The organism is Actinoplanes sp. NPDC051861, assembly GCF_040681145.1.
Classification (GTDB): Bacteria; Actinomycetota; Actinomycetes; order Mycobacteriales; family Micromonosporaceae; genus Actinoplanes.
On the sequence record NZ_JBFAYE010000012.1, the window covers coordinates 82,297 to 108,741 of the forward strand.

At 71.1% G+C, this 26,445-nt stretch carries 23 protein-coding genes; 14 read left to right on the forward strand and 9 right to left on the reverse strand.

What is annotated here, in order from left to right:
* Nucleotides 1-39 precede the first annotated feature (39 nt).
* From AB0M02_RS27935 to AB0M02_RS27950, 4 genes are all read left to right on the forward strand, one after another.
* Nucleotides 40-2,208 carry a bifunctional diguanylate cyclase/phosphodiesterase gene (locus tag AB0M02_RS27935; protein ID WP_364231836.1) on the forward strand — a complete coding sequence of 723 codons (2,169 nt, stop codon included), beginning with the start codon at nt 40-42 and terminating at the stop codon, nt 2,206-2,208.
* Nucleotides 2,209-2,359: 151 nt separating this feature from the next.
* Nucleotides 2,360-2,719, forward strand: a complete 360-nt coding sequence (locus AB0M02_RS27940) for an STAS domain-containing protein (protein WP_364231839.1) — start codon at nt 2,360-2,362, stop codon at nt 2,717-2,719.
* Between the two features lie 234 nt (nt 2,720-2,953).
* A complete protein-coding gene (locus tag AB0M02_RS27945) occupies nt 2,954-3,370 on the forward strand; it encodes an STAS domain-containing protein (protein WP_364231841.1) in 417 nt (138 codons plus the stop codon).
* A gap of 52 nt (nt 3,371-3,422) precedes the next feature.
* A complete protein-coding gene (locus AB0M02_RS27950; RefSeq protein ID WP_364231843.1) occupies nt 3,423-4,808 on the forward strand; it encodes a cellulase family glycosylhydrolase in 1,386 nt (461 codons plus the stop codon).
* Between the two features lie 50 nt (nt 4,809-4,858).
* On the opposite strand, the gene AB0M02_RS27955 is transcribed toward AB0M02_RS27950, so the two are convergent.
* The 3 genes from AB0M02_RS27955 to AB0M02_RS27965 are packed head-to-tail and all read right to left on the reverse strand — an operon-like array spanning nt 4,859 to nt 8,956.
* A complete protein-coding gene (locus AB0M02_RS27955; protein WP_364231844.1) occupies nt 4,859-5,362 on the reverse strand; it encodes a hypothetical protein in 504 nt (167 codons plus the stop codon).
* Nucleotides 5,352-8,147, reverse strand: a complete 2,796-nt coding sequence (locus AB0M02_RS27960) for a DnaB-like helicase N-terminal domain-containing protein (RefSeq protein WP_364231847.1) — start codon at nt 8,145-8,147, stop codon at nt 5,352-5,354. The genes AB0M02_RS27955 and AB0M02_RS27960 overlap by 11 nt, the downstream gene beginning before the upstream one ends.
* On the reverse strand, nt 8,147-8,956 hold the full coding sequence (locus tag AB0M02_RS27965) for a trypsin-like peptidase domain-containing protein (protein WP_364231849.1): 810 nt from the start codon (nt 8,954-8,956) through the stop codon (nt 8,147-8,149). The genes AB0M02_RS27960 and AB0M02_RS27965 overlap by 1 nt, the downstream gene beginning before the upstream one ends.
* Before the next feature lie 135 nt (nt 8,957-9,091).
* Here AB0M02_RS27965 and AB0M02_RS27970 point away from each other — a divergent pair, with 135 nt between their 5' ends.
* Nucleotides 9,092-11,239 carry a hypothetical protein gene (locus AB0M02_RS27970; RefSeq protein WP_364231851.1) on the forward strand — a complete coding sequence of 716 codons (2,148 nt, stop codon included), beginning with the start codon at nt 9,092-9,094 and terminating at the stop codon, nt 11,237-11,239.
* A gap of 46 nt (nt 11,240-11,285) precedes the next feature.
* A complete protein-coding gene (locus AB0M02_RS27975; protein WP_364231853.1) occupies nt 11,286-13,187 on the forward strand; it encodes a metallophosphoesterase in 1,902 nt (633 codons plus the stop codon).
* On the opposite strand, the gene AB0M02_RS27980 is transcribed toward AB0M02_RS27975, so the two are convergent.
* Nucleotides 13,184-13,822, reverse strand: a complete 639-nt coding sequence (locus AB0M02_RS27980) for a GPP34 family phosphoprotein (protein WP_364231855.1) — start codon at nt 13,820-13,822, stop codon at nt 13,184-13,186. The two genes, AB0M02_RS27975 and AB0M02_RS27980, sit on opposite strands and share 4 nt — an antisense overlap.
* Nucleotides 13,823-13,937: 115 nt before the next feature.
* Between AB0M02_RS27980 and AB0M02_RS27985 the strand changes: the two genes are divergently transcribed.
* Nucleotides 13,938-14,309 (forward strand): BlaI/MecI/CopY family transcriptional regulator, encoded by a 372-nt coding sequence (locus AB0M02_RS27985; protein WP_364231857.1) that lies wholly within the window; start codon nt 13,938-13,940, stop codon nt 14,307-14,309.
* On the opposite strand, the gene AB0M02_RS27990 is transcribed toward AB0M02_RS27985, so the two are convergent.
* Entirely contained in the window at nt 14,306-15,232 is a 927-nt protein-coding gene (locus tag AB0M02_RS27990) for a M48 family metalloprotease (RefSeq protein WP_364231859.1), read from the reverse strand. The genes AB0M02_RS27985 and AB0M02_RS27990 overlap by 4 nt on opposite strands.
* Nucleotides 15,233-15,350: 118 nt before the next feature.
* On the opposite strand from AB0M02_RS27990, the gene efeU reads away from it, so the two are divergent.
* Genes efeU through efeB form a run of 3 tightly spaced genes read left to right on the forward strand, consistent with a single transcriptional unit; the run spans nt 15,351 to nt 18,552 of the window.
* Nucleotides 15,351-16,184: an iron uptake transporter permease EfeU gene (efeU, locus tag AB0M02_RS27995; RefSeq protein ID WP_364231862.1), complete on the forward strand. Its 834-nt coding sequence runs from the start codon at nt 15,351-15,353 to the stop codon at nt 16,182-16,184.
* A 50-nt stretch (nt 16,185-16,234) separates the two neighbouring features.
* Nucleotides 16,235-17,317, forward strand: a complete 1,083-nt coding sequence (gene efeO / locus AB0M02_RS28000) for an iron uptake system protein EfeO (RefSeq protein WP_364232234.1) — start codon at nt 16,235-16,237, stop codon at nt 17,315-17,317.
* A complete protein-coding gene (efeB, locus tag AB0M02_RS28005) occupies nt 17,314-18,552 on the forward strand; it encodes an iron uptake transporter deferrochelatase/peroxidase subunit (protein WP_364231864.1) in 1,239 nt (412 codons plus the stop codon). The genes efeO and efeB overlap by 4 nt, the downstream gene beginning before the upstream one ends.
* Before the next feature lie 25 nt (nt 18,553-18,577).
* Here efeB and AB0M02_RS28010 read toward each other — a convergent pair whose 3' ends face one another.
* From AB0M02_RS28010 to AB0M02_RS28025, 4 genes are all read right to left on the reverse strand, one after another.
* On the reverse strand, nt 18,578-21,505 hold the full coding sequence (locus AB0M02_RS28010; RefSeq protein WP_364231866.1) for an NACHT domain-containing protein: 2,928 nt from the start codon (nt 21,503-21,505) through the stop codon (nt 18,578-18,580).
* Between the two features lie 22 nt (nt 21,506-21,527).
* Nucleotides 21,528-23,213 carry a caspase family protein gene (locus AB0M02_RS28015; protein WP_364231869.1) on the reverse strand — a complete coding sequence of 562 codons (1,686 nt, stop codon included), beginning with the start codon at nt 23,211-23,213 and terminating at the stop codon, nt 21,528-21,530.
* Nucleotides 23,213-23,602, reverse strand: a complete 390-nt coding sequence (locus AB0M02_RS28020; protein WP_364231871.1) for a hypothetical protein — start codon at nt 23,600-23,602, stop codon at nt 23,213-23,215. Before AB0M02_RS28020 ends, AB0M02_RS28015 begins: the two co-directional genes overlap by 1 nt.
* Before the next feature lie 65 nt (nt 23,603-23,667).
* Nucleotides 23,668-24,321 carry a hypothetical protein gene (locus AB0M02_RS28025; protein WP_364231873.1) on the reverse strand — a complete coding sequence of 218 codons (654 nt, stop codon included), beginning with the start codon at nt 24,319-24,321 and terminating at the stop codon, nt 23,668-23,670.
* Nucleotides 24,322-24,390: 69 nt separating this feature from the next.
* On the opposite strand from AB0M02_RS28025, the gene AB0M02_RS28030 reads away from it, so the two are divergent.
* From AB0M02_RS28030 to AB0M02_RS28045, 4 genes are read left to right on the forward strand one after another with little or no spacing between them, the layout of a single operon-like run.
* On the forward strand, nt 24,391-24,717 hold the full coding sequence (locus tag AB0M02_RS28030; protein ID WP_364231875.1) for a YbaB/EbfC family nucleoid-associated protein: 327 nt from the start codon (nt 24,391-24,393) through the stop codon (nt 24,715-24,717).
* A complete protein-coding gene (locus AB0M02_RS28035; protein WP_364231878.1) occupies nt 24,714-25,016 on the forward strand; it encodes a type VII secretion target in 303 nt (100 codons plus the stop codon). Before AB0M02_RS28030 ends, AB0M02_RS28035 begins: the two co-directional genes overlap by 4 nt.
* Complete coding sequence (locus tag AB0M02_RS28040; protein WP_364231881.1) at nt 25,013-26,101, forward strand: hypothetical protein; 1,089 nt, start codon at nt 25,013-25,015, stop codon at nt 26,099-26,101. The genes AB0M02_RS28035 and AB0M02_RS28040 overlap by 4 nt, the downstream gene beginning before the upstream one ends.
* Complete coding sequence (locus tag AB0M02_RS28045) at nt 26,098-26,388, forward strand: hypothetical protein (protein WP_364231883.1); 291 nt, start codon at nt 26,098-26,100, stop codon at nt 26,386-26,388. Before AB0M02_RS28040 ends, AB0M02_RS28045 begins: the two co-directional genes overlap by 4 nt.
* Nucleotides 26,389-26,445: the final 57 nt, after the last annotated feature.

The window sequence follows — 26,445 nt, forward strand, 5'->3', positions numbered from 1 at the left end:
GACACTCAACTGTGAGCGATCGCCGCCGATGTGAACGCCATGCAACGTGCGGCGCTGTGGCGATGGTGGGCGGCGGCGGGGGTCCTGGCCTCCGCCGGCTACTACCTGCTGCCGTCCGGCAGTCTCACGGCGAGCCTGTTCTACGCGGGCGTCGGGCTGACCTCGGCCGCGGCGATCCTGCTGGGTGTGCGCCTGCACCGGCCGCCGCACCGCGCCATGTGGTACTGGTTCGCGGCCGGGCAGGCGGCGTCCGCGTGCGGCGACCTGGTGTGGACGTACTACGTGTTCGTGCTGGACCAGGAGCCGTACCCGTCCGCCGCCGACGGCTTCTACCTGCTCTTCTACCCGCTGCTCGCGACCGGGCTCTGGTTGCTGCTGCGCAGCCGGCGCACCGGCGCGCCGATGACCGACGCCGCCATGGCCGGCATCAGCCTCGGGCTGGTCTTCTGGATCTTCGTGCTGCATCCGATCGCGGCGGAGTCGTCGGCCTCGACGTTGGAACGAATCATCAGCACGGCCTACCCCTCCGGGGACGCGCTGCTGCTGGCGATGCTGGCCCGGCTGCTGACCAACCGCAACGGCTCGGGCAGCACCCGGCTGCTCGGCACGGCCACGGTCGGGCTGCTGATCGGCGACATCGGTTTCGCGGTGGCCTCGATCTACTCCGGCAGCGACGGCGACGAGTTCTCCGCGGCCTTCCTGCTCTCCTATGTGCTGTGGGCCGCCGCAGCGCTGCACCCCTCGATGGCCGCGGAGGCCACCGGCGGGCCCACTCGCCAGGCGGCCGTGGGCATGCGGCAGCTCGGGCTGCTGAGCGGGTGCGCGCTGCTGTCGCCGGCGCTGCTGTTCATCCCCAGTGCGGGCGACGACACGATCGACCGGATGGCGATCGGCGCCGGCTCGGCCACGCTCATCGGGCTGGTCGCGGTGCGGGTCGCCAGCCTGATGCGCCAGGTACGCGGCCAGTCCGCCCAGCTCGAGCAGATCGCGATGCACGACGATCTGACCGGGCTGCCGAACCGGCGGCACTTCGAGCAGGCGCTGGGCGCGGGGGCGGGTACCGGGCCGCTGCACGTGGCTTTCCTGGGCCTGAGCGGCTTCAAGAACATCAACGACGAGCTGGGCCGGCCGGTCGGCGACGAGGTGCTCACCCAGGTGGCCGCCCGCATCGTCGAGGCCGCGCCGCCGGGCGCCGTGGTGGCCCGCATCGGCGGCGACGAGTTCGCGCTGCTGCTGCCCGGCCCGGACGCCGCCGCCCTGGTCGAGGCCCTGGCCACGCCCGTTGCGGCGGGCGGGCACCAGCTGCTCGTCGGCGCGAACATCGGCGTCGCCGGCGCGCCCGAGCCGGTCGAGGCGCTGCGCCGGGCCGAGGCGGCGATGCACGCCGCGAAGGACGCCGGGGAGCCCTGCCGGCACTGGACGGTGGTCCTCGACGAGCAGGCGGGCGAGCACGCGCGGCTCGGCGCGGAGATCCGGGCCGCGCTCGACGCCGGCCAGTTCACCGTGGCCTACCAGCCGATCGTCGCGGTGCCGGAGGGTCGCGTGGTGGCGGTGGAGGCGCTGGTCCGCTGGCAGCACCCGGACCGCGGCACGGTCAGCCCGGCACACTTCGTCCCGGTCGCGGAGCAGAACGGGCTGATCGTCGAACTCGGCGAGTGGGTCCTGCGCACCGCCTGCGAGCAGATGGCCCGCTGGCGCGTCCAGCACGGCGCGAACGCGCCGGACCGGGTCAGTGTGAACGTGTCCGCACGCCAGCTGGCCCGGCCGGAGTTCCCCAGCACCGTCGCGGCGGCACTCGCGGCCGCCGGGCTGCCGGCACAGTGCCTGGTGGTCGAGGTGACCGAGACCGCGGTCTTCGCCGGCGGCCAGGCGGTTGCCGCGCTGCACGATCTGCGGGCTTTGGGGGTACGCATAGCGCTCGACGACTTCGGCACCGGCCACTCGTCACTGGGACTTCTGCACACCGTCCCGGTGGACATCCTCAAGGTCGACAAGTCGTTCGTCGCCGGGCGGCTGGTCGTGATCGCCCGCGCGCTCATCCAGGTCTGCGAGGGGCTGGGCCTGACCGCCGTCGCCGAGGGTGTGGAGACCGCCGAGCAGGCCGAGGCCCTGTACGCCCTGGGTTACCGGCTGCTGCAGGGCTACCACTACGGGCGGCCGGTGGCGGAGCCCGAGTTCGGCGCGCTGCGGGTCCCGGCCGCGCACTAGAGACGTGCGCGACTGATTTCACCTCGGTTTTCGGGCCCCCCGAGGTGAATCGGGCCGCTCGGGCGAGTGATCCGGGCCCGAACGGGCCGGGCATTGCCCGAGAATGAGGGACGCGCCGGCCCACCGGCGGGCGCGGCGAAGGGGAAGAACCATGACCGGCCCGTTCGGGGTGAGCAAGCGCCAGGACGGCGAGGGTGCCGTACGTCTCCTTGTCAGCGGCGAGATCGACGGAGACGTCAGCGCGGCCCTGAGCCTGCTGCTCGTCAACGCCGCCGCGCAGGACGGCGTCGAGCGCCTGACGGTCGACCTGGGACGTGTACCGTTCCTGGCCGCCGCCGGTGTGCGGAGCCTGCTCTCCGGGCGCGAGGAGGCACTGCGGCGCGGATGCGACTACCGCGTCGTGAACGCGCCGGCGACGGTCGCCGACACCCTCCGGGCGGCGGGGTTGGCCGGTCTGCTGAGGCTCACCACCGCGCAGGCCGAACAACCGGCCGTTTCCCTCCGTCGCTGAACCGGCCCTCAGCGCGTAACAATGGGGCCGTCCTGGGGATGGGCAGGCCGGCCGATCCCCGGGGCCCGCGGGGTCTGATGCTGGTCGACGCGATGGTCCAGCGGTGGGGCAGCCTGCCGGCGCCCGACGGCAAGGTCGTCTGGGCGACGCTGCGCCACCACGGGCGTACGGTGAAGGACGAACGCCTTCAGCAGTGAGGGGACAGGCTCTGACGCCTTCGGACGGGAGAACTCCGTGAACTCCGACCGATCCCAGCTCGGCGACTACGCGGCTTCCCGATTGCACCTCCACGTCTCGGGTCCGGACCCGGACGGTTCCACCACGATCGTCCTGAGCGGCGAACTGGACGGCCAGGAGGCCGAGCCGCTGCACGACACGGTGATGACGGCGGCGCTCCGGTGCGCTCCCGCTCCCGTCCGGCTGGACGCCACCCGCCTCACCTTCCTCGACTCCTCCGGCATCCGCGCCCTGCTCAGCTGCCGGAGCATGGCCGCGTCGGCCGGCTCGCGGCTGCTGATGCCGCGGGTGCACCCCCACGTCTTCCAGGTCCTGGACATCACCGGCCTCCTGACGATCTTCGGAGTCACCGAACCGGTGGGCAGCCGTCTCACGCCGCATGCGGATACCTCCGGATCAACCTCTGGACATTGACAGTAAACCTTTCTAATAATTGGACGTTCATCGATCCCCTCGGAGGACGTCCATGCGCCGCACCCGTTCCCTGGTGCTCGCCGTGGCCGCCGCGGTCGCCACCGCCGGCCTGGCTCTGCACGCTGTCTCCCCCGCCTCCGCCGCCGCCACCACTGCCACCTTCAGCAAGGTGTCCCAGTGGAACGGCGGCTGGCAGGGCCAGTACACGATCACCAACGGCGGCTCGTCCGCCCTCACCTCGTGGCGCGTCGAGTTCGACCTGCCGGCCGGCACCGGCCTCGGGTCGTACTGGGACGCGCTGCTCACCTCGTCCGGACAGCACTTCACGTTCACGAACCGCACCTGGAACGGCACCGTCGCCCCCGGCGCCTCGGTGACCTTCGGGTTCATCGGCACCGGTTCGGGCAGCCCGTCGGGGTGCAGGCTGAACGGCGTGTCCTGCACCGGCGACTCCCAGCCGACCAGCTCCCCCACCGGCACGCCGTCCAGCTCACCGCCCACCGGCGCCACCCCGGTCGCCCGCAACGGGCAGCTGCGGGTCTGCGGCCGGCAGCTCTGCAACGCGGCGGGCAAGGCGATCCAGCTGCGCGGCATGAGCACCCACGGCCTGCAGTGGTACGCCAACTGCGTCAACGACGCCTCGCTGAACGTGCTGGCGAGGGAGTGGAACGCCGACGTACTGCGGATCTCGATGTACATCCAGGAGGGTGGTTACGAGACCGACCCGGCCGGCTTCACCGCCAAGGTCAACGACTACATCGAGAAGGCCACCGCCCGCGGCCTGTACGCCATCGTGGACTGGCACATGCTCTCGCCCGGCGATCCGAACTACAACCTGGCCCGGGCCAAGACGTTCTTCCAGCAGATCGCGTCGCGCCACCGGGACAAGAACAACATCATCTACGAGATCGCGAACGAGCCGAGCGAGGTGCACTGGTCCTCGATCAAGACGTACGCCGACCAGCTCATCCCGGTGATCCGCGCCCAGGACCCGGACGGCGTCGTGCTCGTCGGCACCGAGGACTGGTCCTCACTCGGCGCCTCCGGTGACGGTCAGGGCGTGTCCCGCATCCTGGCGAACCCGGTGAACGCCACCAACATCATGTACACGTTCCACTTCTACGCGGCCTCGCACGACGACTACTACCTGAACACGTTCCGCGACGCCATCGCGAAGCTGCCGATGTTCGTCACCGAGTTCGGCACGCAGCAGGCCTCGGGCGACGGTGGCAACAACTTCACGCAGGCGCAGCGCTACCTCGACCTGATGGCGCAGAACAGGGTCAGCTGGGTGAACTGGAACTACTCGGACGACATGCGTACCGGGGCGGTCTTCACCGAGGGCACGTGCGCGGCCGGGGCGTACTCCGGAACCGGCCGCCTCAAGGAGGCCGGCGTCTGGATCCGCGACCGGATCCGCACCCCGGACGACTTCTAGGGATCCACCCACCCGGCCGGGGCCCGCACGCACGTCCCCGGCCGGGCGGCTCACTCCGCCTCGAAACCACCGTGCCGCCGGGCCACCGCCAGCCACTCCAGCCAGGCCGCCCACTTGTCCTCGGCCTCCCACTCGGCTCGCAGGTGCTCCGGCGCGCGGGCGTAGGCCTCCAGCGCCTCGTCGATCTCCCGCACGGTGATCAGCCACCGGTCGTTCGACAGCAGCTTGAAGCCGGGGATGCCGGTCCGCCCCGGCACGGTCTCGGACACCCAGTCCAGATCCGCGTCGATCTCCGGACCGGGCACCCGCTCCTCCCGCTCGGCCGCGTATCCCATCCCGATGAGCTGCATCTTCTCGTTGATGTCCGCGAATCGCCGGTACCGGAACTCGTGCGGATACTGCTCACCGGGCCGATCCGCGGCGGCTTGCGCCAGCGCCCGCCGGTACTCACCCCGGCAGTCCGGCTCGTGCCCGCACGGCACACCCGCCTCCTTGCAGGCGCTCAGCCGATAACCCGCCGCCGCGCAGTCGGCCAGCTCAAGATCAATCCCCATCCGACGATGATCTCGAAGCGCCGGCTCCGGGGTCAATCTCACCGGCGGGCTCCGGCTCCCGGTTGACGAACCGGCAGCGTTCCAGGTCCGCTGTGGCCACGGCCGTTCCCACCGGCCCGAACCGGTTCCGGACGACGACCAGGCTCGCCTCCGAACCGCGGACGCGGCCCACCGGGTCCGCCTGCCGGAGGACCCGGATCGCGACGTCGGCACTCCCCCGGACGTCCTTGGGCAGCGCGTACGGGTTCCTCGTGCGTTTGCCACCACTCAGGCGATACACGGCGAGCACAGCGCAGTTCATCTGCACCGCAACCTGCTTGAGCCCGGCGAGCACCCCGGGCCGCTCGACGCTGTCCACGACCACCAGCGCGAGCTCGTGGCGGCGCCGGAGGTACTGCGAGATCAACTGGATGTCCAGCGGCCCGGAGCCCGGCGAATCCTGGACGAAGAGCGGGGCGGCGCTGATCTCACTCAGCCGGCGGGCCAGCCGCGTCCACTGATCGTCGTCGAGCTCGCCGGCGCGCATGGTCAGCAACGGCACACCGGTCTCCGCGGACAGCACCCGCATGACCAGATCGGTCTGCCGCACCTCGGTGGAGAAGTATGCCGTCGTCATCCCCTGGGCGATACTCACATGCCTCGCGACCGTGAGCGCGAGCTCCGGTGCGCCACTGCCCTCCGGCCCGGCGATCACGGTCAGCGCCCCGGGCTGCAGAGGGCCCATGATCACGTCGAGGTCGGCGACACCGCTGCGCGGGGCGGTGGCCGACCGCGATTCGCCGGCCGCGCCGGCCGCCTCGATCACGTCGAGGGTCGCCGGGATCGACTCGTCGAGCCGGACAGCGGCGGCCTCCAGCGGCCTGGTCATGTTCTCGTACAGAGTCTCCAGGGCGGTCTCGGCCAGAGCCTCCACGTCGCCCGGCTGCTCGGCCAGCGCACCGATCCGGTCACCCGCTTCGCGCAGACGGCGACGGATCGCGAGATGGGCGACGGTCCGCGCGTAATACGTGACGTTGGCCGCGGTGGGCACGGTCATCGTGACCGTGTTCAGGTAAGCGGCACCGCCGATCTGGGCAAGCTCACCGGCGTCCGCCATCGCCGCCGCCACCGTGATCGTGTCCGCGGGCTCTCCCCGTGCGTAGAGGTCGGCGATGGTGTGGAAGATCAATTCGTGGCCGGGCCGGGAGAAGTCGCGGCTGCTGACGATCTCGAACGCGTCGGCGATGGCGTCCTTCGACAGCAGCATCGCACCCAGCACACTCTGCTCGGCGGCCACGTCGACCAGCGGCCTCCGCTGCGATGCCGCGGCGTCGGCGGGCCACATCAGATCCGGCTCACCCGGCCCAGGCTCGTCGTCCGGGAACGGCGGCTCGCCGTAACCCAGCGGCTCGGCGTCGTCCACCGCATCGTCGTCATCGAAGAGATCCCCGGCATCCAGCGGCCCCGCGTCGTCCGGTGGCTCGGGCGGGGTGTCGCGGCCGGTGTCGACGAGCACCGGGGCGCCGGCGCGGCGGGCCCGGGGTCCCTCCGCCTCCAGGCCGGCGGCGAAGGTCATGCAGGCGCGTGACTCGCGGAACAGCTCGCGAGCGAGGGCGCTGTTCTCCTCCCCGGCGTCGCGGGACCGCTGCACAGCGATCTCCAGGAGACCCGCCGCCCGGTGTGCCCGGGGTGCGGAACCCTCCAGGCGGGCCAGCTCCATCTCCACCGAGGCCCAGTTGGCCCGCGCCACCAGCGTCTGCGGATGCGCGGCGCCGACACGAAGCTCCAACTCGGCCGTGCAACCAGCGAATTCATCCGCTATCGCCGGATATATCCGGATATCACCGGTGGTGCGGGCCACGAGGAAGCGGGCGCTGATCGTCGTGGCGCGGGCGACCACGCTGATCGGCGAGTCGATGCCCAGCGTCCGCTCGATCCGGTCGAGGGTCGCCGCGATGGCGGAGAGACCGGCTCGTGCCCCGCTGGTCGAGCCGGCCCGGATGTCGGCCTCCAGGGATGCCACCGCGGCGGCGAAGGAGGCCCGCACGGCGCGGAGGTCGGTAATGCCGACGGTGGCGTTCAGGAGCTGGGCCGCGATCTGCAGGACCTCGGCTACCGGGCGCAGGTCGCGCTCCGTTCGGGAGGCGGCCAGTTCGGCGTAGACCGCCTGGGTGGCGACGACCAGCGTGAGCAGAGCGTCCGGGTCGTCGGCGGAGAGTTCGCCGAGCAGGCCCGTCGCCGCGCTGCCGACCGCGATCAGCTCGTCCGAGACGCCCGGGCCGCGCAGGGCGGGGTTGGCCAGCCGGTGCCGCAGCGTGGCGACGGCCAGCCGGGCCTGGGGCGAGGACAGCAGTTCGGCACCGACCGCGGTGGCGGCCTGGCGCGCCTGCCGGTCGCGGCCGAGCCGGGTGTTGAGGGTGGCCCGGTTCAGCATGATGACCGACGCCAGGCGGCGGTCCGCGTCGTCGGCGGGTTTGCCCAGGTCGATGGCGGCGTCGACCATCGCGTTGGCGGCGCCCTCGGTGTCGCCGGTCATCTCGCGCACGACGCCCTGGAAGTTGCGCAGGCGCGCCTTCACCCCGCTCCCGTCGGCCGCCGCCACCGCGGCGGTGAGGAGCTGCCGGGCCGTGTCGGGGGCGCCCACCTCGTGCAGCATCAGCGCGAGATAGCAGTAGTCCTCGGCGTCCGTGACGGTACGCGGCGGATGCGCCTCGATGAGTTCCGGCACGTCGGGAAGCTGGACGACGCGGCCCGTCCGGACGGACCGCTCCAGCCAGGACACCGCCTCCGACATCGACGCGCCCATCAGAACCCGTCCACGAACGACCGCGCGAGGCGCACCCGGAGCTCCTGGAGTTCCACCGCGTCGATGAGACCGTCCCGGGCCCAGCGCCGCAGGGTACGGAGCTTGCGCTCGGCCGCCGCCTCCTCGTCCGCGGGCGCCGGCCGCCCGCTGACCGGCCGGGCGCGTACCGCGTCCAGGGCTCCGTCCTCCAGCAGCACCTTGAGCAGGTGGCCGACCTCGAAGTAGTCGAAGCGGCGCAGTGCGTCGCCGATGGCCGCCGCGAACAGGACGTTGGCGGCGCGACCGCGGTTCTCGCGGTCGGGGTACTGCTCCAGGAGCACGCCCAGGACGACCGGGCGGCCGTCGAAGGTGTCGCGGCGCTCGACCGGGCCGCCGGAGTACCCGTGGAAGTCGCCGAGCTCCTGTTCGGTGTCCAGTTGCAGGGCCGAGATCGTGCCGCCGCCCTCACAGCGGTAGGTCACCGCACTGCCGGAGACGGTGCCGGTGAGGTGGGGGTCGACGTCGGAGGGACGGAACGGCGCGAACCAGCGGTCGCTGCTGCCTGCGTTGTCGGTCGGCACCGGCGTCACGGGCGCGCCGTCGGCGCCGAGCAGCCGGATCAGCGCGAGGTCGAACTCGTCGAGGACCTGGTCGACGACGGCGTCCAGCTCGACCCGGTCGGCCACCAGCACCCGGACGTCCTTCACCCCGGTCGGCATCAGGCGCAGGCAGTGGCTGGCGGTGAGCACGAAGCGGCGGTTCACCAGGAAACCGCCGCCGAGGTCCGTGTCGCCGTGCAGCAGGCGAACCCAGTAGTCGGACGCGGTCACACCAGCCATAGTGGCCTATCCCGGTAGGCGTCACATCCTCCGAAAGCCCGCAACCGGATCGCTACCGTCCCGCTCCGGGTTTCGCCGCGCCGCCCGCTCATCGTCGGACTGACCGTCGACGAGTGAGGAGAGCCCGTGAACGCCTTCCTCGCGGTGCTGCTGGTGGCCGCTCCGGGTGTCGCGCCCGGCGCAGCGGGCGCGCAGACCGTGACGGGTGTGCTGGAGCGTACGGTCGCGGACTCCTTCGAAGGTGGGCACGTCACCACGACACGGGTGACCGTTCCCGGTCGCGCGCCGATCACGGTGCCGGAGCGGCTGGCCGGGCGTCTCGCCGGTGGAACACGGGTCGAGCTCACCCGGAGCGCGGGCGGCACGGTCACCGGCCTGCAGGGGACGACCGTGGTCCCGCAGGCGGCCGGGCTGCACCACCTCACGATCGTCCCGGTCTTCTGGCAGACGGACACCGCGCCGCTCAGCCCCACCGAGGACGATCTGGCCCACGCCGGCGAGCGGGTCGACGACTACTACGACCGGGCGACCGGTGGAGCGATCCGGTACACCGTCGACGAGGTCACCGGATGGACGAGGGTGCCGGCCACCGGGTGCGACACGACCGCGCTGGAGGCCGCAGCACGCCAGGCCGCCGGGGACACCGCCAAGGACCGGTACCACCACCTGGTGATCTACTTCCGGGCCACCACCGCCTGCCCGTGGACCGGCCTGGGCAACCTCGGCAGCTCCGCCGCCGGGGACAGCGTGGTGTGGCTCAACGGGAACTCGTCGCCGCTGGTCCTCGGGCACGAACTCGGCCACAACCTGGGCCTGCGGCACAGCAACGGGTACGCCTGCGAGGACGGCGGCGTCCCGGTGCCGCTGTCGGGCGATTGCGCCGTCGACGCCTACGCCGACCCGTGGGACATCATGGGCAACCGGATCCACGGGCAGCTGACCGCCGCGCACCTCGATCTGCTCGGGCTGCTCCCCGCCTCGGCGACGCGCGAGATCAGCGGCGAGGGCCGGGTGGTCCTGGCACCGGTCGGGTCCGGCGACGGCCTGCGGCAGGTCACCTACCCGGTGGGCGGGCGGACCTGGTTCCTGGAGTACCGGGACGGCTCCGGCCTCGACGAGCAGGCCGCGGGCTGGGGCGGCACCGGCCTGGCGGTCCGGTTCAGCGACGCCACGCTCCCCGGTCACGAACTGGAGCACCAGCTGATCAGTTTCCACCCTGAGGAGCCGGTCGCGGTGCTGCGGCCAGGCGAGGGCTGGTCGGCTCCGGACGGAACGTTCAGCATTCGTACGGAGACCGCGACACCCGCCGGCCTCCCGGTCACCGTGAGCCGCACCACCGACACCACGGCCCCCGCCGCGTTCGCCATCACCGCGCCGGAGCACGGCCGGAAGGTCATCACCTCCACGCCCGTCGTGACCTGGACGCCACCGTCCGACGACAGCGGGATCGCCTCGGTGACCGTGCTGGTGGACGGCTCCCCCGCGACCACCGCCGCCGGGGCCGCCACGAGCGCGCGGGTGCCGGTGCCGGACGGCAGGCACACGCTGACCGCCGTCGCGGCCGACCTCTACGGCAACACCACCGCCACCGGACCGGTCACGGTCACCGTGGACGGCACCGCCCCGGCCGGCAGCCCCGCACCGGTCGCGCGGGTGGCCGCCGGTCAGCCCGTCAGCACGACATCCGTGCCGGTCACGGTCGCCTGGGGGCTCACCGACGTGAGCGGCGTCCAGTCGCAGAGGATCGCCAAGCGGACCTCGGCGAGCGCCCCGGCCACCTACGCCGGGCTCGGCGCGAACGTCCGCGGCACGGCGGGCACCGTACGCCCGGGAACCGCGACCTCCTGGCAGCTCGCCGTCACCGACACCGTCGGCCACGCCGGCACGGTCGCCGGCGCCTGGACCACCGCGAGGGTGGACACCCGCAACAGCCGCACCGGGCACACCGGCACGTGGTCGACCGTCCGGAGCAGCAGCGCTCTCGGCGGCAGCGAGCACCGCACCACCGCGCGCAACGCCTCGGTCACGTTCACCACGACAGCCCGCTCGATCGGGCTGATCGGCACCCGCGAGCGCGGCGCCGGCGACCTGGACCTGTACGTGGACGGCCGGAAGTTCGCCACGATCAGCCAGTACAACGGCGTCACCCGTCACCGGCAGGTGTTCTACACGCTGACCTGGACCGCGAGCGGAACTCACACGATCAAACTGGTCAACCGGGCCACAAGTGGTCGCCCGCGGATGAATCTGGACGGTTACGTCACGCTTTCGTAGGAGATTCGCCAGACGCGGTACGGGTGGCCGGGACACGATTACCGCCGTGGGGACAGTCACGATCGACGAGTACAGCGACCGGAACGAAGCGGAACTCGCCCGGCAGCGGGTCAGCCGGAGGTCGCTCCTCAGGACGGTCGCCGCGGGTTACGCGTACGCTCAATTCCAGACCGCCCAGGCCGCCTTCGCCGCCGGTGGCGGGACCACCGGGCAGGCCGGCGTCGTGGTCTCCGGCCGGCACATCTCGTTCGTGCCGGCGGCCGACGGCGTGCTGAAGGCGGCGATGGCGGTGACCGCCCAGCTGGTCAGCAAGACCGGCACGCTGCCCGCCAAGCTGCGGGCGTTCGTCGACGTCGGCACCGCGCCCGGCCAGTACGGCACCGAGGTCGAGGCCGAGATCCAGCACCTGGTCGGCCGGTACGCGATCCCCGGCGGACCGATCGGCAGCCAGTTCTACGTCAAGGCGACGGTCGGCAACATGCGGCACGGCGTGGTGCACCACTACCGGATCCGGCTGTCCGACGGCACGGTCTCCGGCGACGCCCACTTCACCACGGCGCCTGCCCGGACCTCCGTGGTGCCGGCGCCGTTCACCTTCACCGCCTTCGCCGACGTCGGCACGAACACGGCACCCACCGACCCGAAGTACGCCTGGAACCAGAACCCGAAGTCGGTGACGGCCGCCGCGGGCACCTGGCCGGCCGGTGTCTTCGACAACAACTCCTACCTGCCGGACGACCCGATCGCCGGCCTGAACGGCACCGACAAGCGGCCCGCCATGACGCAGACCCTGCTGCTCGCCACCCAGCAGCCGGTGTTCACGCTGCTCGCCGGGGACATCTGCTACGCCAACCCGTCCGGCTCCGGCCTGCCCGCCGACGACACGACGGCGCTCACCCGGATCGCGCCGAAGGGCAAGAACCTCTACAACCCGTACGTCTGGGACGTGTTCCTCAACCAGATCGAGCCGCTCGCCTCGTCCACGCCGTGGATGTTCGCCACCGGCAACCACGACATGGAGCCGATCTACGGCGATCACGGGTACGGCGGGCACCGCAGCCGGCTCGACTTCCCGGACAACGGCCCGAAGGGCTGCCCGTCGGTGTACCGCTTCATCTACGGCAACGTCGGTTTCGTCTCGGCCGACGCGAACGAGCTCTCCGCCGAGCTGCGCACCAACGCCGGGTACTCCGGTGGCAAGCAGGTGAAATGGCTGGAGAAGACGTTGAAGGAGTGGCGTACCGAGAAGGCGGGGCAGATCGACTTCATCGTGGCGTTCTTCCACCAGTGCGCGTACTCGACCACCAACAACCACGCCTCCGACGGCGGGGTACGCGACGCGCTCGACCCGTTGTTCAGCAAGTACCAGGTCGACCTCGTGGTCCAGGGACACAACCACCTGCTGGAACGCACCGACCCGATCCGGTACGGGCGCAAGACGCGCTCCGCGCCGGACGGGGCGACGATCCATCCGGCGAAGGAGGGAGTCACGTACATCTGTGTCGGCTCCGGAGGCCGGCCGCGCTATCCGTTCCGGGAGGCGCCCGGCCCGAAGGCCCCCGCTCCCAAGGGTGTGAAACCGGCCGGGCCGCAGAAGCTGCCGTCGGGTGAGCGCTACCGCGGGTACAAGCCGCCCGGCGGCAAGAACTCCAAGGAGAACAACACCGAGAACATCGTCAACAGCTACGTGTGGTCGGCGGAGAAGATCGAGACCAAGCCGGCCGGGCACAAGACCGGAACCCGCGTCCCGGAGACGATCGACTGGTCGCAGGTGCGCTACGACGGGTACGCGTTCATCGCCGTCGACGTGGTGCCGGCCGCGAAGGGCGCACGGACCACGCTGACCGTCCGGAGCCTGGCCGACGCGCTGCCAGGGACGAAGCAGCCCTACAGCGAGATCGACCGGTTCACCCTCTCCCGGACCGCCGGCCACGCGGCGATCGACTAGGCGGAGACCGCGGTCGAGGCGCGGGCGTGAGCGACCAGCTGGTGCAGCGGGTGCGGCAGGTGCCGGCGGAACTGGTCGTTGAGGCGGGCCCGGTCGCGCGGGTTGATCGTGTCCAGGACCATCTCGTCGAGGCCGGTGGCGAGGATCAGCCCGGCCAGCATCAGGTCGGCGGTGTCCAGATCCTGGTTGTACGACAGATGGGTCCGGATCCGGTTGGCCGGCTCGCCCGGAGTGCGCGGGTCGGCGAAGACCAGGGACACCTCACCGCCGCCGAACAGCCGCCGTTTCGTCTCGCGGCGCAGCACCCCGGCGTTGGTGAGCCGCTGCTCGATCAGCGACGGCGCGATCACCGAGGACAGGTGCGTGATCCACTCGCGGGGCCCGAGCGGCACGGACGGGCGGCGCAGCATCCCGAGCAGTGTGGCGGTCGCCTGGTCGCCGGTGGGCCGGTCGTCGATCACGCGCAGCGCGTCGCCGGCCAGCTCGACGCGGCGCCAGAACATCAGCTCGCCGAGCAGGGCGGCACCCAGGCCGACGCCGAGCACCTGCCGTGGCAGGAGGGCGCGGCCCCCGATGCCGTCGTGCGCGGCAAGGTAGAACTCGTCGGCGGGAGGCAGCTGCTGCGGCACCGTCATGCGCGCTCATCCCCAGTGGATTGACGGATATCTTGCGGAACCCTACCGAGACATGGTTGCGGCAAGGTATCGCCACGAAACAATGCGGGCGAATGCTTGCGGCTATGCTGCCGGGGTGCCGCCCGCAGAGGAGATCTCGCCGCGCCGCCCGGCCGGCGCGCTCGAGTCCGAGGTGCTCCGCGTCCTGGTCGCGGCGGACGAGCCGCTGACACCGCGTGACGTGCTCGACCGGCTGGCGTCGCCGTTGTCGTACAGCACCGTCGTGACGATCCTGACCCGGATGCACGTCAAGCAGCGGGTGGCCCGCTATCGGGAGGGACGTTCGTTCCGGTACGCGCCGCTCACCGACGAGGCGTCGGTCGCGGCCGAGCGGATGAGCGCGGCGCTGGGCACCGGCACCGACCGGGCCACCGTGCTGCGCCGCTTCGTTGCCGGCCTCCAGCCCGGCGACGAGGAGCTGCTCAGGCAGCTGCTCGCCGACGACTAATTGGCGGCGACGTAGAGCAGCTCGCCCAGGTCCCAGACGCACTCGACGGTCCAGACCAGCGAGAACGCGGCGACGACGGCGGGGATCGCGAGGGTCAGCAGCGAGCGGTGGTGCCCGGGAGTCAGCAGCGACGCGACCCGGCGCGGAACGGCACCGGCCCGGCGCAGGTCGCCGCTGTTCGGCGCGATGCCGAGGGTTCCGGCCCGGTGCGTGCGCTGCGACACCAGGGCCGCGGCGGCGATGGCCTTGGCGACCGTGCGCCGGTCGTCGATCTGCGCCGCGGCACGCTCGTCGGCGGCGCGTTCCACCAGGTAGTCGAACTGGCGGGTGAGCAGGCGGAAGGCCGGGTGCACGGCGGCCGAGAGGCGGGCGAGCAGGACCAGGCGGTGGTGCCCGGCGTCCAGGTGGGCGCGCTCGTGGGCGAGCAGGGCCGCGTACTGGGTGTCGTCGAGAGCGGCGCGCATGCCGGTGGTGACCACGATGCGGCTGTCGGCGCCGGGGACCGCGAACGCCTCGGCGCGCTCGTCGTCGAGGACCAGTACCCGGCCCTCCGCCGTGGGCACGGTGGTGAAACGCCGGGCGTACGCGGTGTCGCGGCGGTGTACGTGCCACACCCGGGTGATCCCGGCCACCGCGGCGATCGTCATGGCCAGCGACAGCCAGGACACCCACGGTTCCTGCGCGGTGTCGGCCCGCACGTACGCGTCGGAGATGTTCAGCCGGGCCGCGATCGCCGGCACCTCGGCGAACGCCTTGAGCGCGAACGCGGCGAGCGTGATCAGGCAGGCGGCGGCGGCCGCCGCCAGCGAGGCGACCAGGAGGCGCGCGGCCCGCTCCGGGCGCAACCGCTCGGCCAGGAGACGGATGGCCAGCGCCAGCAGCAGCGGGCAGATCACGACTTCCCAGATGAAGTGGTCGAACACCACCGGAGTGTCGCACGTGACGGGTGTTGCGCCACCCCCCGGCTGGACAGTTAGGCAAGCCATCCCTAATCTACAGCCTGTAGGAGAAAGATTAGGTAAGGCTAAGGAAAGAGACGACATGCTCGCCACCTACCTCATCGGCCTGCGCGAGGGGCTGGAGGCCACCCTGGTGGTCAGCATCCTGGTCGCGTTCCTGGTCAAGGCGGATCGCAAGGACCGGCTTCCCCAGGTGTGGGCCGGCGTCGGACTCGCCGTCGCGCTCTCGGTCCTGTTCGGCTGGCTGCTGAGCTACACCTCGACAACCCTGCTGCGAGAGTACGAGCAACGCGAGCTGTTCGAGGCGATCACGTCGATCCTGGCCGTCGTGTTCGTCACCTGGATGATCTTCTGGATGCGGCGGGCGGCCCGCTCGATCGCCGGTGATCTGCGCGGCAGACTCGCCGACGCGCTCGAGGTCGGGTCGATCGCGGTGGCCGTGATGGCGTTCCTGGCGGTTGTCCGCGAGGGCCTGGAGACGTCACTGATCTTCTACTCCGCGGTGCAGGGCGCCGAGATCGACGGCGGCCCGCTCTACGCGCTCATCGGCGGCATTCTCACGGCCGTCGCGATCGGCTTTCTGATGTACGCGACAGCGGTCCGCATCAACTTGACGATCTTCTTCACCGTCACGGGCGCCCTGCTCATCCTCGTTGCCGCGGGGATTCTCAAGTACGGCGTCCACGACCTGCAGGAGGCCGGCGTACTGCCCGGCCTGAACACGCTCGCCTACGACATCAGCGGCGTGCTCGACCCGTCGGCGTGGTACACGGCCCTGTTCACGGGGATGTTCAACGTGACGCCGACGGCCAGCGTCGCCGAGGTCGTGGCGTGGGTCGCTTACGCCGTACCCGTGCTGTTGCTCTTTCTGCGGCCCAGCCGCAGGCCCGCTCCCCTTCCCGTGCCCAAGTCCTAGGAGATACCGTGCGCACCCTTCCCCTCCTCGCCGTCGCGGCGACGGCCGCCCTGCTCGCCGGCTGCGGTGCCGACGAGCCGGAGACCACCGCGGCCGGCGGGCCGATCACGGTGAAGGCGACCGACTCCTCCTGCGAGGTCGCCCGGACCACCGTGGACGCCGGGACCAGCGTTTTCGCCATCACGAACGGCGGGCAGAAGGTCACCGAGTTCTACGTCTACGCGCCCGGTGACCGGGTGATGGCCGAGGTCGAGAACATCGCTCCCGGACTGTCCCGCAACCTGCACGTGGAACTGCCCGCCGGCAGCTACGAGACCGCCTGCAAGCCCGGCATGATCGGCAAGGGCATCCGCGGTCAGCTGACCGTCTCCGGCTCGGCCGCGCCGCTCACCGACGACGCCGCGCTGCTGGCGGCGACCGAGAGCTACCAGCGCTACGTGAAGTCGCAGACCGCGGCGCTGGAGACGAAGACGACCGAGTTCGTGAAGCTCGTGAAGGACGGCGACGTGGCCGGCGCGAAGGCGATGTTCCCGATCGCCCGCACCTACTGGGAGCGGATCGAGCCGGTGGCCGAGATCTTCGGTGACCTGGACCCGCGGATCGACGGTCGCGAGGAGGTCACCGAGGAGGGCCTGAAGTTCGGCGGGTTCCACCGCATCGAGAAGGACCTGTGGGTGACCGGCTCGGTCAAGGACTCCGGCCCGATCGCGGACCAGCTCCTCACCGACGTCAAGGAGATCGTGCAGAAGGCCAACGCCGAGAAGCTCTCCCCGCTGCAGCTGGCCAACGGCGCGAAGGCCCTGCTCGACGAGGTCGCCTCCGGCAAGATCACCGGCGAGGAGGACCGCTACTCGCACACCGATCTGTGGGACTTCAACGCCAACATCGACGGCTCGAAGGCCGCGATCGCGTCGCTGCGGCCGGTCCTCGAGGAGCGGGACGCGGCACTGGTGAAGACGCTCGACACGGAGTTCGCCAACGTGGACGCGGCCCTCGGCAAGCACCGGGACGGTGACGGATGGAAGCTGCACAACACGCTGACCCAGGCGGATCTCAAGGAGCTGTCGGACGCGATCAACGCGCTCGCGGAGCCGATCAGCAAGGTGGCGGCCGTGGTCGCCAAGCAGGCATGACGCTGTCCCGCCGGCGCGCGCTCACCCTTGCCGGGGTGGGCGCGGCCGGCCTGGCCGGGGCCGCCGCGTGCTCTTCCTCTTCCGACATTTCGGAAATGTCGGTTATAGACGCCGTGCCGTTCACCGGACCGCACCAGGCCGGGATCGTCACCCCCGCGCAGGACCGCCTGCACTTCGTCGCCTTCGACGTGATCACCAAGGACCGCTCGCGGCTGATCCAGCTCCTGAAGGACTGGACCGCGGCGGCCGCCCGGATGACCGCCGGTAAGGACGCGGGTGAGATCGGCGCGGTCGGCGGCATCCCCGAGGCGCCGCCGGACGACACCGGCGAGGCGATCGGCCTGCCACCGTCGAACCTGACGATCACCGTCGGGTTCGGGCCGGGGCTGTTCGCCCGCAACCGCTTCGGGCTGGACGGCAAGCGGCCGGCCGCACTGGAACCACTGCCGAAGTTCACCGGCGACACGATCGACGACGCCATCTCGGGTGGTGACATCGCGATCCAGGCCTGCGCGAACGACCCGCAGGTGGCGGTGCACGCGATCCGCAACCTGGCCCGCATCGGCATGGGCGCGGTGAGCGTCCGCTGGTCACAGCTCGGGTTCGGGCGCACGTCGTCGACCAGCACCGGGCAGGCCACACCGCGCAACCTGTTCGGCTTCAAGGACGGCACCCGCAACCTGAAGGCCGAGGAGACCGACCTGCTCCGCGAACACCTGTGGGTGCAGCCGGGCGACGGGCCGGACTGGCTGACCGGCGGCTCCTACCTGGTCAGCCGCAAGGTCCGCATGCTGATCGAGACGTGGGACCGGTCACCGCTGGCCGAACAGGAGATGATCGTCGGCCGGACCAAGGGCACCGGCGCCCCGCTCGGCCGCACCGACGAGTTCGACGAGGTCGACTTCGACTCGGTCGGCGCCGACGGCCTCCCGCTGCTGGCCGAGGTCGCCCACGTGCGGCTCGCCCACCCCCAGACGAACAACGGCGCCCGGATGCTGCGCCGCGGCTACAACTTCGTGGACGGGTCGGACGGGCTGGGCCGGCTGAACGCGGGGCTGTTCTTCCTGGCCTACCAGCGCGACCCCCGCAAGTCGTTCATCCCGGTGCAGCGGAGCCTCGCCGCCCAGGACGAGATGAACGAATACATCCGCCACGTCTCCACGGGCATCTTCGCCTGCCCCCCGGGCGTCACCGGCGAAGGCGACTTCTGGGGCCGCGCCCTCTTCGACCTCTGACCACCGGGCGACGACGGAACGGTTCTCAGGAGAGGAACACGCGGATGCCGGGCAGGGCGGCCGCCAGCTCCGCCGGGGACTCGTCGGTGCGCGGGTTGGTGAGGAACAGGACGAGCACCGGCGTGTCGGCCAGGCCGGTCAGAGCCGCCAGCGACCGCGGCTCGTCAACCGTCAGCACGCGAACCGTCGACGCGGCCAGAACCCCCAGATCCTCCGCGGACGGCGAACCCGTGACGCCGAGGCGGAGCAGATGAGGGAGGCGGTCGAGGCCGGCGAGGCGCCGGTCCTCCGCTCGATTGGTGATGCGCAGAGCGCGGATCGGCAGGCCGTCCGGCAGCGCGTGCAGCCCATCACGCAGGGCCGGATGGCGGACAGACAACAGCCGTAACCCCGGCACCCGCAGCGTGGACAGGTCGGCCGGGGTCTGGAACAGCGACAGCCCCGTGACAGTCGTGCCGGCCAAACCGGACAGATCGCGCAGCGCGCTGCAGCGGATCAGGGAGAGTGTGCGCAGCGACTTGCGGCCCGCCAGCGGCGACAGGTCCCGGACGACATCGTTCTGCATCAGCTTCAGGCGGCGCAGGGACGGGATCGCGGCGAGCGGGTTCAGCGGCATGACGTCGCCGCGGACGGCCACCGAGGTCAGCCGGTTCAGGTATCGCAGGTCGCGGACCTCGCGCCAGCCGTTGCGGTCGAGGTAGGGCTCGCCGAAGTCGACGTCGGCGAGGACCTCACGGGCGTACTCGGCGGGGTCGTCCGACTCGCGCCAGGCCCGCAGCAGTTCCTCGATGACCCGCTGCTGCGGCACCGAGGTGAAACCCTTGATCAGCTCCCAGGCGCCGCTGCCGCCGATCAGCGCCGCGGCCCGGATCACCGCTGCCGCCTGCTCCTCGGTGAGGCCGTCCGGCCCCGGCAGCAGTTCCAGGACGAACGAGCCGGCGCGGGCCAGCAGTTCCGCCTCGTCCGGCCCGGAGGGTGGGATCAACCGCTGCGCCGCCTCGTGCACCTGTTCACGTACGTCGTCGGTGTTCGTCACCACGACGTGTTCCAGGCAGGCGGCCGCCAGGAGGTGCAGGCGGTCGCGGATCCGCGGGTCCCGGTTGCCGCGGGCGATCAGGTCGGACAGGATGCGGTCGCGTTCGCTGCGGGACGCATACGCCACCGCCATCACGACCACGTCGTACCACTCGCTGTGGTGGGCGTTGCTCAGCAGGTATCCGAAGTCGCCGACGTCGGCGATCTCCCGTCCGGCCAGGTAGTCCCGGAACGTGCGGTGCAGGAACTGGACCTGGCCGTCGTCGGGTTCGCGCAGCACGCCGGTGCGCTCCAGGATCCAGCGCAGCACCTGCTCCGGGTCGGCGTCGTGGGCCCGCAACCCGCGCATGTGGCCGGCGATGCGCCGGACGGCCTCATCCGTGCCGATCAAAAGATCCTGATTTCTGACGTACGAGTACGCGAGTCGCTGCAACAGAACCAGCTGCTCTGCCTTCTGCAACAGCGGCGGGCCGCCGATGTGTGGCTTCTTCTGCTCGTCCCATCCCTCGAGGAGCAGGTCGAGCGCCGCCTCGTAGATCCCTTTGCGATCGTGCGGCAACCGCAGGTACGGCTTCTGGGCCAGCGCGCAGATCAGCCCGCACAGCAGTGGACTCCCCGCGAGCCGCCGCAGTTCCGTGTTGCTCTCCAGGAGCGCGTCCAGCTGCTCCCGCGTCTCGGTCAGCCGCTTGCGAACCTCCACGTCGGCGCCGTTGCGGCGGCCGGCCGCGTCGTGCCAGTACGCCAGGAACTCCCCGATCCCCCGCCGGCTCATCGGCAACAGGTCGTACGGCACGAACCCGTCCCCGTCGAGCCAGGCACTCTCCACCGCGAACGGCCGGGTCGTCACCACGTAGTGCGCGTCCGGATAGGCGTCGGCCATCTCACCCAGCCACGTCTGCACCTCCGCGCGCCGCTCCGCGGGCACCTCGTCGACCCCGTCGACCAGCACCAGCGCGCGCCCCGAGCGCAGCAGCGCGTTGCCCCACCCGGACGGCATCTCCCGGGCCAGGACGTCGTCGGCGGCCAGCACCATCCGGTCCGGCTCCGGCAGAGCCCGGTCGAGGTAGCGGCGCAGCGGCAGGAAGAGCGGCACGTACCGGCGCGGCCCTCGCCGGCCGGCCTCGGTCACCGCGAGCCAGCGCAGCAATGTGGTCTTGCCTGCGCCGGCACCGCCGCGCAGCAGCACCCGCCGGTCGTCGGCGAGCGCGTCGGCCACGGCGATGCCGGAACCGGTGTAGTCCCGGTCGTGGCCCTGGACACGGGCCACCTTCATGTTCACGTACGCCTCGGTGAGCCGGTACTTCTCCCCGCCGCGGCCCATCGCCACACCGAACAGCTCGATCTCGTCGAGACGGCGCAGCAGCTGTGCCACGTACCGGTCCTCGAAGGCCCGCCCGGCGTCCTCGCGCTCCCGGCGCAGCTGCTCGGGCAGGTCGCTGACCCGCTGCTCGATCGCGTCGACCCGGTCCCGGACGCGCTCGCGGACCGCGGCCGCCCACTCCGGGCGGGTGCGGATGTAGAGCGCCAGCTCGGCACTCACGTCGGCCAGCACCCGCCGGTACGCACTCAGGCCCGCCTCGTCCAGCCCGGCCCGCGCGAGCACCGGTGCGCCCTCGGTCTCGACGAGCCGGGTCAGCTCCTCGATCCGGAGGCTGCCGTCGAGCACGCGCCGCTCGACGACCGGCGCGGCGGCCTGCAGCGAGTCACGGACCGCCAGTACGGCGGCCTGCCAGTCGTGGTCCGGCAGCGACCGCAGCTCGGTGTCCCGCAGCGCCTGCAGTCCACCGGAGGCGTGCTTCGCCACGATCGTGTGGTCGGTCTTGCCGCGCTGCGGTCTATACCGCTTCACCAGCGCGTCGATGGCCCTGCTCACCAGATGCTCGGCTGCCGCACCCACCGCGCCCAGCAGGAAGTCCATGACCCGATCCTACGTGGACGGATCACGGGGCGGTGTCGATGTTGAGCTCGCACCTGACGTCAGCGATGTAGTACTGCCCCGAGTCCCGCTCCGGATCGAAGGAGATCATTCCGCCCACCGGCTGGGGTTCGAAGGACGCGATCGACTGGCCGGACTTGACGTCGCGCACGTCGTACTCGCACAGCTTGCCGTCGACCAGTTTCATCACGCCGATGGTGATGCCCTTGGAGAACGTGAAGGCGTCGGTGTCGCCCGTTCCGGGTTTGATGGTGGCCGGCAGTGCCAGCGAACCCGCGCCGGCCCGGTAGCTGACCAGGCAGAGCGGGTGGCTGGCGGTCCAGCTGTACTGGCCCGCCTCGCGCATCTGGTAGGACTTCGTCCCGTAGTTCTCGTAGATCTCCTTCTCTCCGGTGCCGGTGTTCGTGAGGGTCACCTTGCAGCCCTTGTCCTCCGGGCCGATCCGGTCCTTGACGACGAGCCGCCACGGCGCGGTGGCGGTGAAGGCGTTGCCGGCCGAGGCGCTCGGCGGCGGAGTCGAGCCCTGATTCCCCTGGTCGCGGTTGCCGAGCAGGTCGAACATGATCACCACGAACAGCAGGAGCGCGACCAGTCCGGCGATGCCGGCGAGGCGTGGGACGGTCCAGTGCTTCCTGGGCGCCGCGGCGGGTGCGGGCTCAGGCCGCGAAGGTGCGGGAGGAGGAGGCGGCGGAGGTGGCGGGGCTGACGGAGGCGTACCCAATGCTTTTGACGCCGCCGCGGAAACCGTGCGGCTGTCGTCGGCCGCGAGTGTCTCCAAAGCCCGCCTCGCCGCGAGTGCGCGACCAGCGTGCGTGCCATGCGCGATCACCGCGAGTTCCGCGACAGCGGCGGCACGCACTCCGGCGAGCGGGCTGGCTGCGGCTTCCTGCAACTCAGGCTGCAACTGCGAGGGTACGGTGACAGCACCGCGCCGTTTCGCGAGGTACAACTCGCCCTGCATCTCGACGTCACGGCTGGGTGTCTGAAGTGGATTCTGCTCGCGGACCCGGTCGAAGACGTAGTCGTAGAGCTCGTTCAGCGACACCCAGCCGTCCTGGTCGCGGTCCGCGTCGCCGGTCGCCAGCCCCTCGACCAGCGCTGAGGTGAACACCGACGGTCGTGGCGCGTGGTCGTCGGCCAGGTGGTCGCCCTCGAACGCGTACTCCATCGCGCTCGACGCGGTGATCACCGCGCGGCCGCGGCCCCCACCCGGGCGCTCGGCCGGGAAGCTGTCCAGGACGTTGACGTTGCCGGCCGCGCGGACCGTCACGCCCGCGCTGAACGCGCCGCCGTAACAGCAGTCCAGCAGCAGGACGACGCTGCGGGCCCGGCTCGTTCGCATGCACCGCTGAACGAAATCGGCCGACGTGGCGGTGGAGGCGAGCCGGTTCGGGCGGGTGTTGCGGGCCGCGAAGAACAGCTCGCCCGACTCGCTCTTCAACCCGTGACAGGAGAAGTGCAGCAGGAGCAGATCGTCGGCCCGGCTCTCCGAGAACAGCTCCTCGATCTCGGACTGGACCACGTGCGCCGGTTCGTTGTGGACCACCCGTACGCCGAAGTCGCCGACGGCACGATCACCGAGCACACCGGCGAGCGCCTCGGCGTCGGCGGCCGGCGCCTGCAGATGACGCAGCCCGTCATGCTCGTACGTGTCGTTCGCGACGATCAGCGCCCGGCGGGCCCCGGCCATCACGCACCGTCTTCAGCGCTGTGCTTCCGGACGAACAGGTCGATGAGCCGCTGCTGCTCACCGGCGGACACCTCAGACAGTTCCAGCACGTCACCGCCGAGTTCCAACCGCACGGTCCGCGTGACACCACGGCCCCGCCCGAGCCAGCTCTGAATCGTCTGCACGACCGCGCGCAGACTCTCCGCGTTCGAGCCCAGCGAGACGAGCAGCGCACCGGCCATCGCCGGATCGAACCCGCGCGTGCCGGGCGGCGCCTCACCGCCGCGCTGCTGCCGCACGTCGTCGACGTCGAGCTGCACCAGCTCACGCCGCAGATAGCCGGTCAGCATCTCGACGCGCTCGGCGTCGGCACCGTCTTCCGACAGCCGGAGCATCAGGTCGTGGGTCATCAGCCTCACCTCACGGCCAACGTGCACCCGGGCGCGGCTTCCCGGCAATCCCCCGTGCGGCTTCCCTAATCGTCGAGTTCCCGCCACTCACCGCGGATTTCGGCGCTCGTCCGGCGTACGTCCTCTTTGGTCTTCCCCAAGGCAATCAGCTGGATGTCGCCGTCGTTGCGCACCAGGCAGTCGCCGGCGCGGAACCACCGGACCGGCGCGGCGCCCGGCTCCGCCCAGAACACGTGGTCCGGAATGCCGAGTCTTGTCAGACTTGCCGGCTGCTCCTCGAACGGGCACCAGAGCACGTGCGCGCCGGACCGCGTCATCGCCTCGCTCAGGCACCACGCCAGCAGGTCCACGGAGATCCGGTCCAGGTAGGGCCGCCACTGTCGGCCGTCCGTCCAGACAACGGCCGGGTCGGGCCGGCCGGGGCGGATCCCCCACCTGGCGCAGCCCTGATTCTCCTCACGGTAGGTGAGGACGCCGTGTCCGTCCACAGCCAACCGCGCGGGCGGGACAAGCGGATCCTGACCGACGCCGGCGACATGGACGAACACCCACCGCAGCGCGACGGGCAGGCTGAAGCCCAGGCGCCGCTCGGCAGCCGCAACCTCCTCCTCCCGCTCGCCATCGGCGACGACGACCGTGCCGCACCAGTCCTCCAGAAACCCCGCAATCAGCCCACAAACCTCACCCGGGTCGTCCGGCACAGTCCTCAGGTCCGTCATGCCCCCGCATTCTGCCGGTGAGCCACACGGCCGGCGCCGGTGTACATCCCTGTGCCGAAGGGAGCGCCGATGTTCGACGACGGCTCACTGGACGAAGCCGACCGCTGGGTCGATGACTGGCAGGGACGGATCGAGGAACGGATCGCGCGGGCACAAGCGCTCGCGGCCCGCTTCAACGAGCTCACCTGGATCGCTCACACGGGCGGTGGCCTGGTCGAGGTGGCCGTCGACAGCTCGGGCGCCATCGTCAGCCTTCATCTGGACGAGGAGGTGCGCCGGCACTCCGCACGCTGGATCGCCGAGCAGGTGATCGAAGCCGTCGGAGCGGCCCGGGCCGATCTGGCTCGGCAGAACGCATCTCTGCTCACCGAACTGACCGCAGGGTTCGAGCGATGAACGTTCCTCCCTCGGACGTTCGCCGTCACGCGGACCATCTCGATCACATAGCCGACGACCTCGACACCGTCCGGCACTCCGCCGCGACGACCCGCCCCGGCGCAGAGTCCTACGGCAGGCTCTGCACGATCGTTCCGGTGCTGCTCCAGCAGTTGCACATTTCGATGATCGAGACGGTCGGCTCCGGCACGGCGTCGCTTCGCGACACCGCCGCGATACTCCGCCGGGCCGCCGGCGACTACGAGTCGGCCGACGACGAGAGCGCCGTCGCGATCCGCACGATCGGCGGCGGCCGATGACGAGCCCTCTCGCCGGCGTGTGGATCGCCGAGGACGTCGAGCTGATCCGTCGCGGCGTCGAGGACGGCTCCTGGGTCGACGGCACGCTGGGCGTCGTCGGTGCCGGACTCGACGGTCTCGCCGCGGTCGTCGACCCGGTCGGGGTGCTTCTGCAGTCGGGTGTCGCCTGGCTGATCGAGCACGTCGAGCCGCTCAGCGAGTCCCTCGATTGGCTCGCGGGCGACCCGGCGGCCATCGCCGCGAACGCGCAGACCTGGCGCGACGTCGGCGGCGAGATCCAACGGCAGGCCGAGGAGGTCGGGCACTCGGTGCGGTTCGACCTCGCCGAGTGGACCGGACTGGCGGCCGACGGCTACCGCGATCGATCCGAACAGCAGCGGCATGCATTGGGCGCCCTGGCGACAGCCTCCGAGACGATGGCGGCGATCACCGAGGGCGCCGGCTTCCTCATCGCGGCGGTCCGGCTGCTGGTCCGCGACGCCATCGCGGCGCTCGTCTCGCGGCTCGTCGTCTACGCCGCCGAAGCCGCCGCCACGTTCGGGCTGGCTACGCCCCTCGTCGTGCACCAGGCGACCACGCTGATCGCTACGTGGACGGCCAGGATCGCGAACTGGCTTCGTGGACTGCTGTCGAGCCTTCGTAACCTCGTGCCGCTCTCGGCCCGGATCGATGACCTCATCGAGCAGATCAGGCGCCTTCTGAGGCGGCCCGCTCTGAATCGCGTACGCAGACGGGGCACCGGGCCGATCCAGCTCTTCGCCTTGGATTCGGTTCGAGGGGTGGCCGCCAAGTACGGCATCGACATCGCCGGCCTCGACATCTCGCTCGGAAACAGGTCGATCCGCGGCATCTGCGGCCAGACCCGGCCGGACGGTTCGATCGTCCTCTACCCGACCGGCTTCCGCAGTGAGGAGGACCTCGCCCGGACCATTGCCCATGAACGCTTCCACCACGACGAACTCGCGGCGGGCAGGCCGTTCCCCCGTAGTGACGAGGAGTTCAGCGCTTTCGAGGACCGGGCATACGCTCACGAGGACACCTGGTGGGAGAATCAGCCGATCCGCCCCGACCAGGAAACCCGATGATGGCGACCTACGATCAGTGGCTCGACGCCTACAGCGCCGCCTATGACGCCACTCCTGGCCCGCTGGTGCTCGCGTGCCCGAACTGCGGGCATGCCCGTCTCAACCTCGTCTTCACCGGGGACCCGGATCGGATGATCGGGTACGCGCACTTCTGGTGCGGCTACTGTCTCCAGGGCCTCGGCGTCTCTCGTACTGACATTCCTGCAGGTGCCACCCTTCAGGACAGTCGCCTTCCCCGCGACGAGCGGCGGCCGCAGGTCCCGGACTATCAGCTCGTCCAGCCATAGGGCGTCTGTGCCCGTCTCCCCGCGCCCCGGGGCCTCTTTCTCCCACCCGGCGCCTCC

Coding starts and splice junctions, on each gene's coding strand:
- AB0M02_RS27935 (WP_364231836.1), top strand. CDS start 40: ATGCAACGTGCGGCGCTGTGGCGATGGTGGGCGGCGGCGGGGGTCCTG.
- AB0M02_RS27940 (WP_364231839.1), top strand. CDS start 2,360: ATGACCGGCCCGTTCGGGGTGAGCAAGCGCCAGGACGGCGAGGGTGCC.
- AB0M02_RS27950 (WP_364231843.1), top strand. CDS start 3,423: ATGCGCCGCACCCGTTCCCTGGTGCTCGCCGTGGCCGCCGCGGTCGCC.
- AB0M02_RS27955 (WP_364231844.1), bottom strand. CDS start 5,362: ATGGGGATTGATCTTGAGCTGGCCGACTGCGCGGCGGCGGGTTATCGG.
- AB0M02_RS27960 (WP_364231847.1), bottom strand. CDS start 8,147: ATGGGCGCGTCGATGTCGGAGGCGGTGTCCTGGCTGGAGCGGTCCGTC.
- AB0M02_RS27980 (WP_364231855.1), bottom strand. CDS start 13,822: ATGACGGTGCCGCAGCAGCTGCCTCCCGCCGACGAGTTCTACCTTGCC.
- efeU (WP_364231862.1), top strand. CDS start 15,351: ATGCTCGCCACCTACCTCATCGGCCTGCGCGAGGGGCTGGAGGCCACC.
- efeB (WP_364231864.1), top strand. CDS start 17,314: ATGACGCTGTCCCGCCGGCGCGCGCTCACCCTTGCCGGGGTGGGCGCG.
- AB0M02_RS28010 (WP_364231866.1), bottom strand. CDS start 21,505: ATGGACTTCCTGCTGGGCGCGGTGGGTGCGGCAGCCGAGCATCTGGTG.
- AB0M02_RS28015 (WP_364231869.1), bottom strand. CDS start 23,213: ATGGCCGGGGCCCGCCGGGCGCTGATCGTCGCGAACGACACGTACGAG.
- AB0M02_RS28020 (WP_364231871.1), bottom strand. CDS start 23,602: ATGACCCACGACCTGATGCTCCGGCTGTCGGAAGACGGTGCCGACGCC.
- AB0M02_RS28025 (WP_364231873.1), bottom strand. CDS start 24,321: ATGACGGACCTGAGGACTGTGCCGGACGACCCGGGTGAGGTTTGTGGG.
- AB0M02_RS28030 (WP_364231875.1), top strand. CDS start 24,391: ATGTTCGACGACGGCTCACTGGACGAAGCCGACCGCTGGGTCGATGAC.
- AB0M02_RS28035 (WP_364231878.1), top strand. CDS start 24,714: ATGAACGTTCCTCCCTCGGACGTTCGCCGTCACGCGGACCATCTCGAT.
- AB0M02_RS28040 (WP_364231881.1), top strand. CDS start 25,013: ATGACGAGCCCTCTCGCCGGCGTGTGGATCGCCGAGGACGTCGAGCTG.
- AB0M02_RS28045 (WP_364231883.1), top strand. CDS start 26,098: ATGATGGCGACCTACGATCAGTGGCTCGACGCCTACAGCGCCGCCTAT.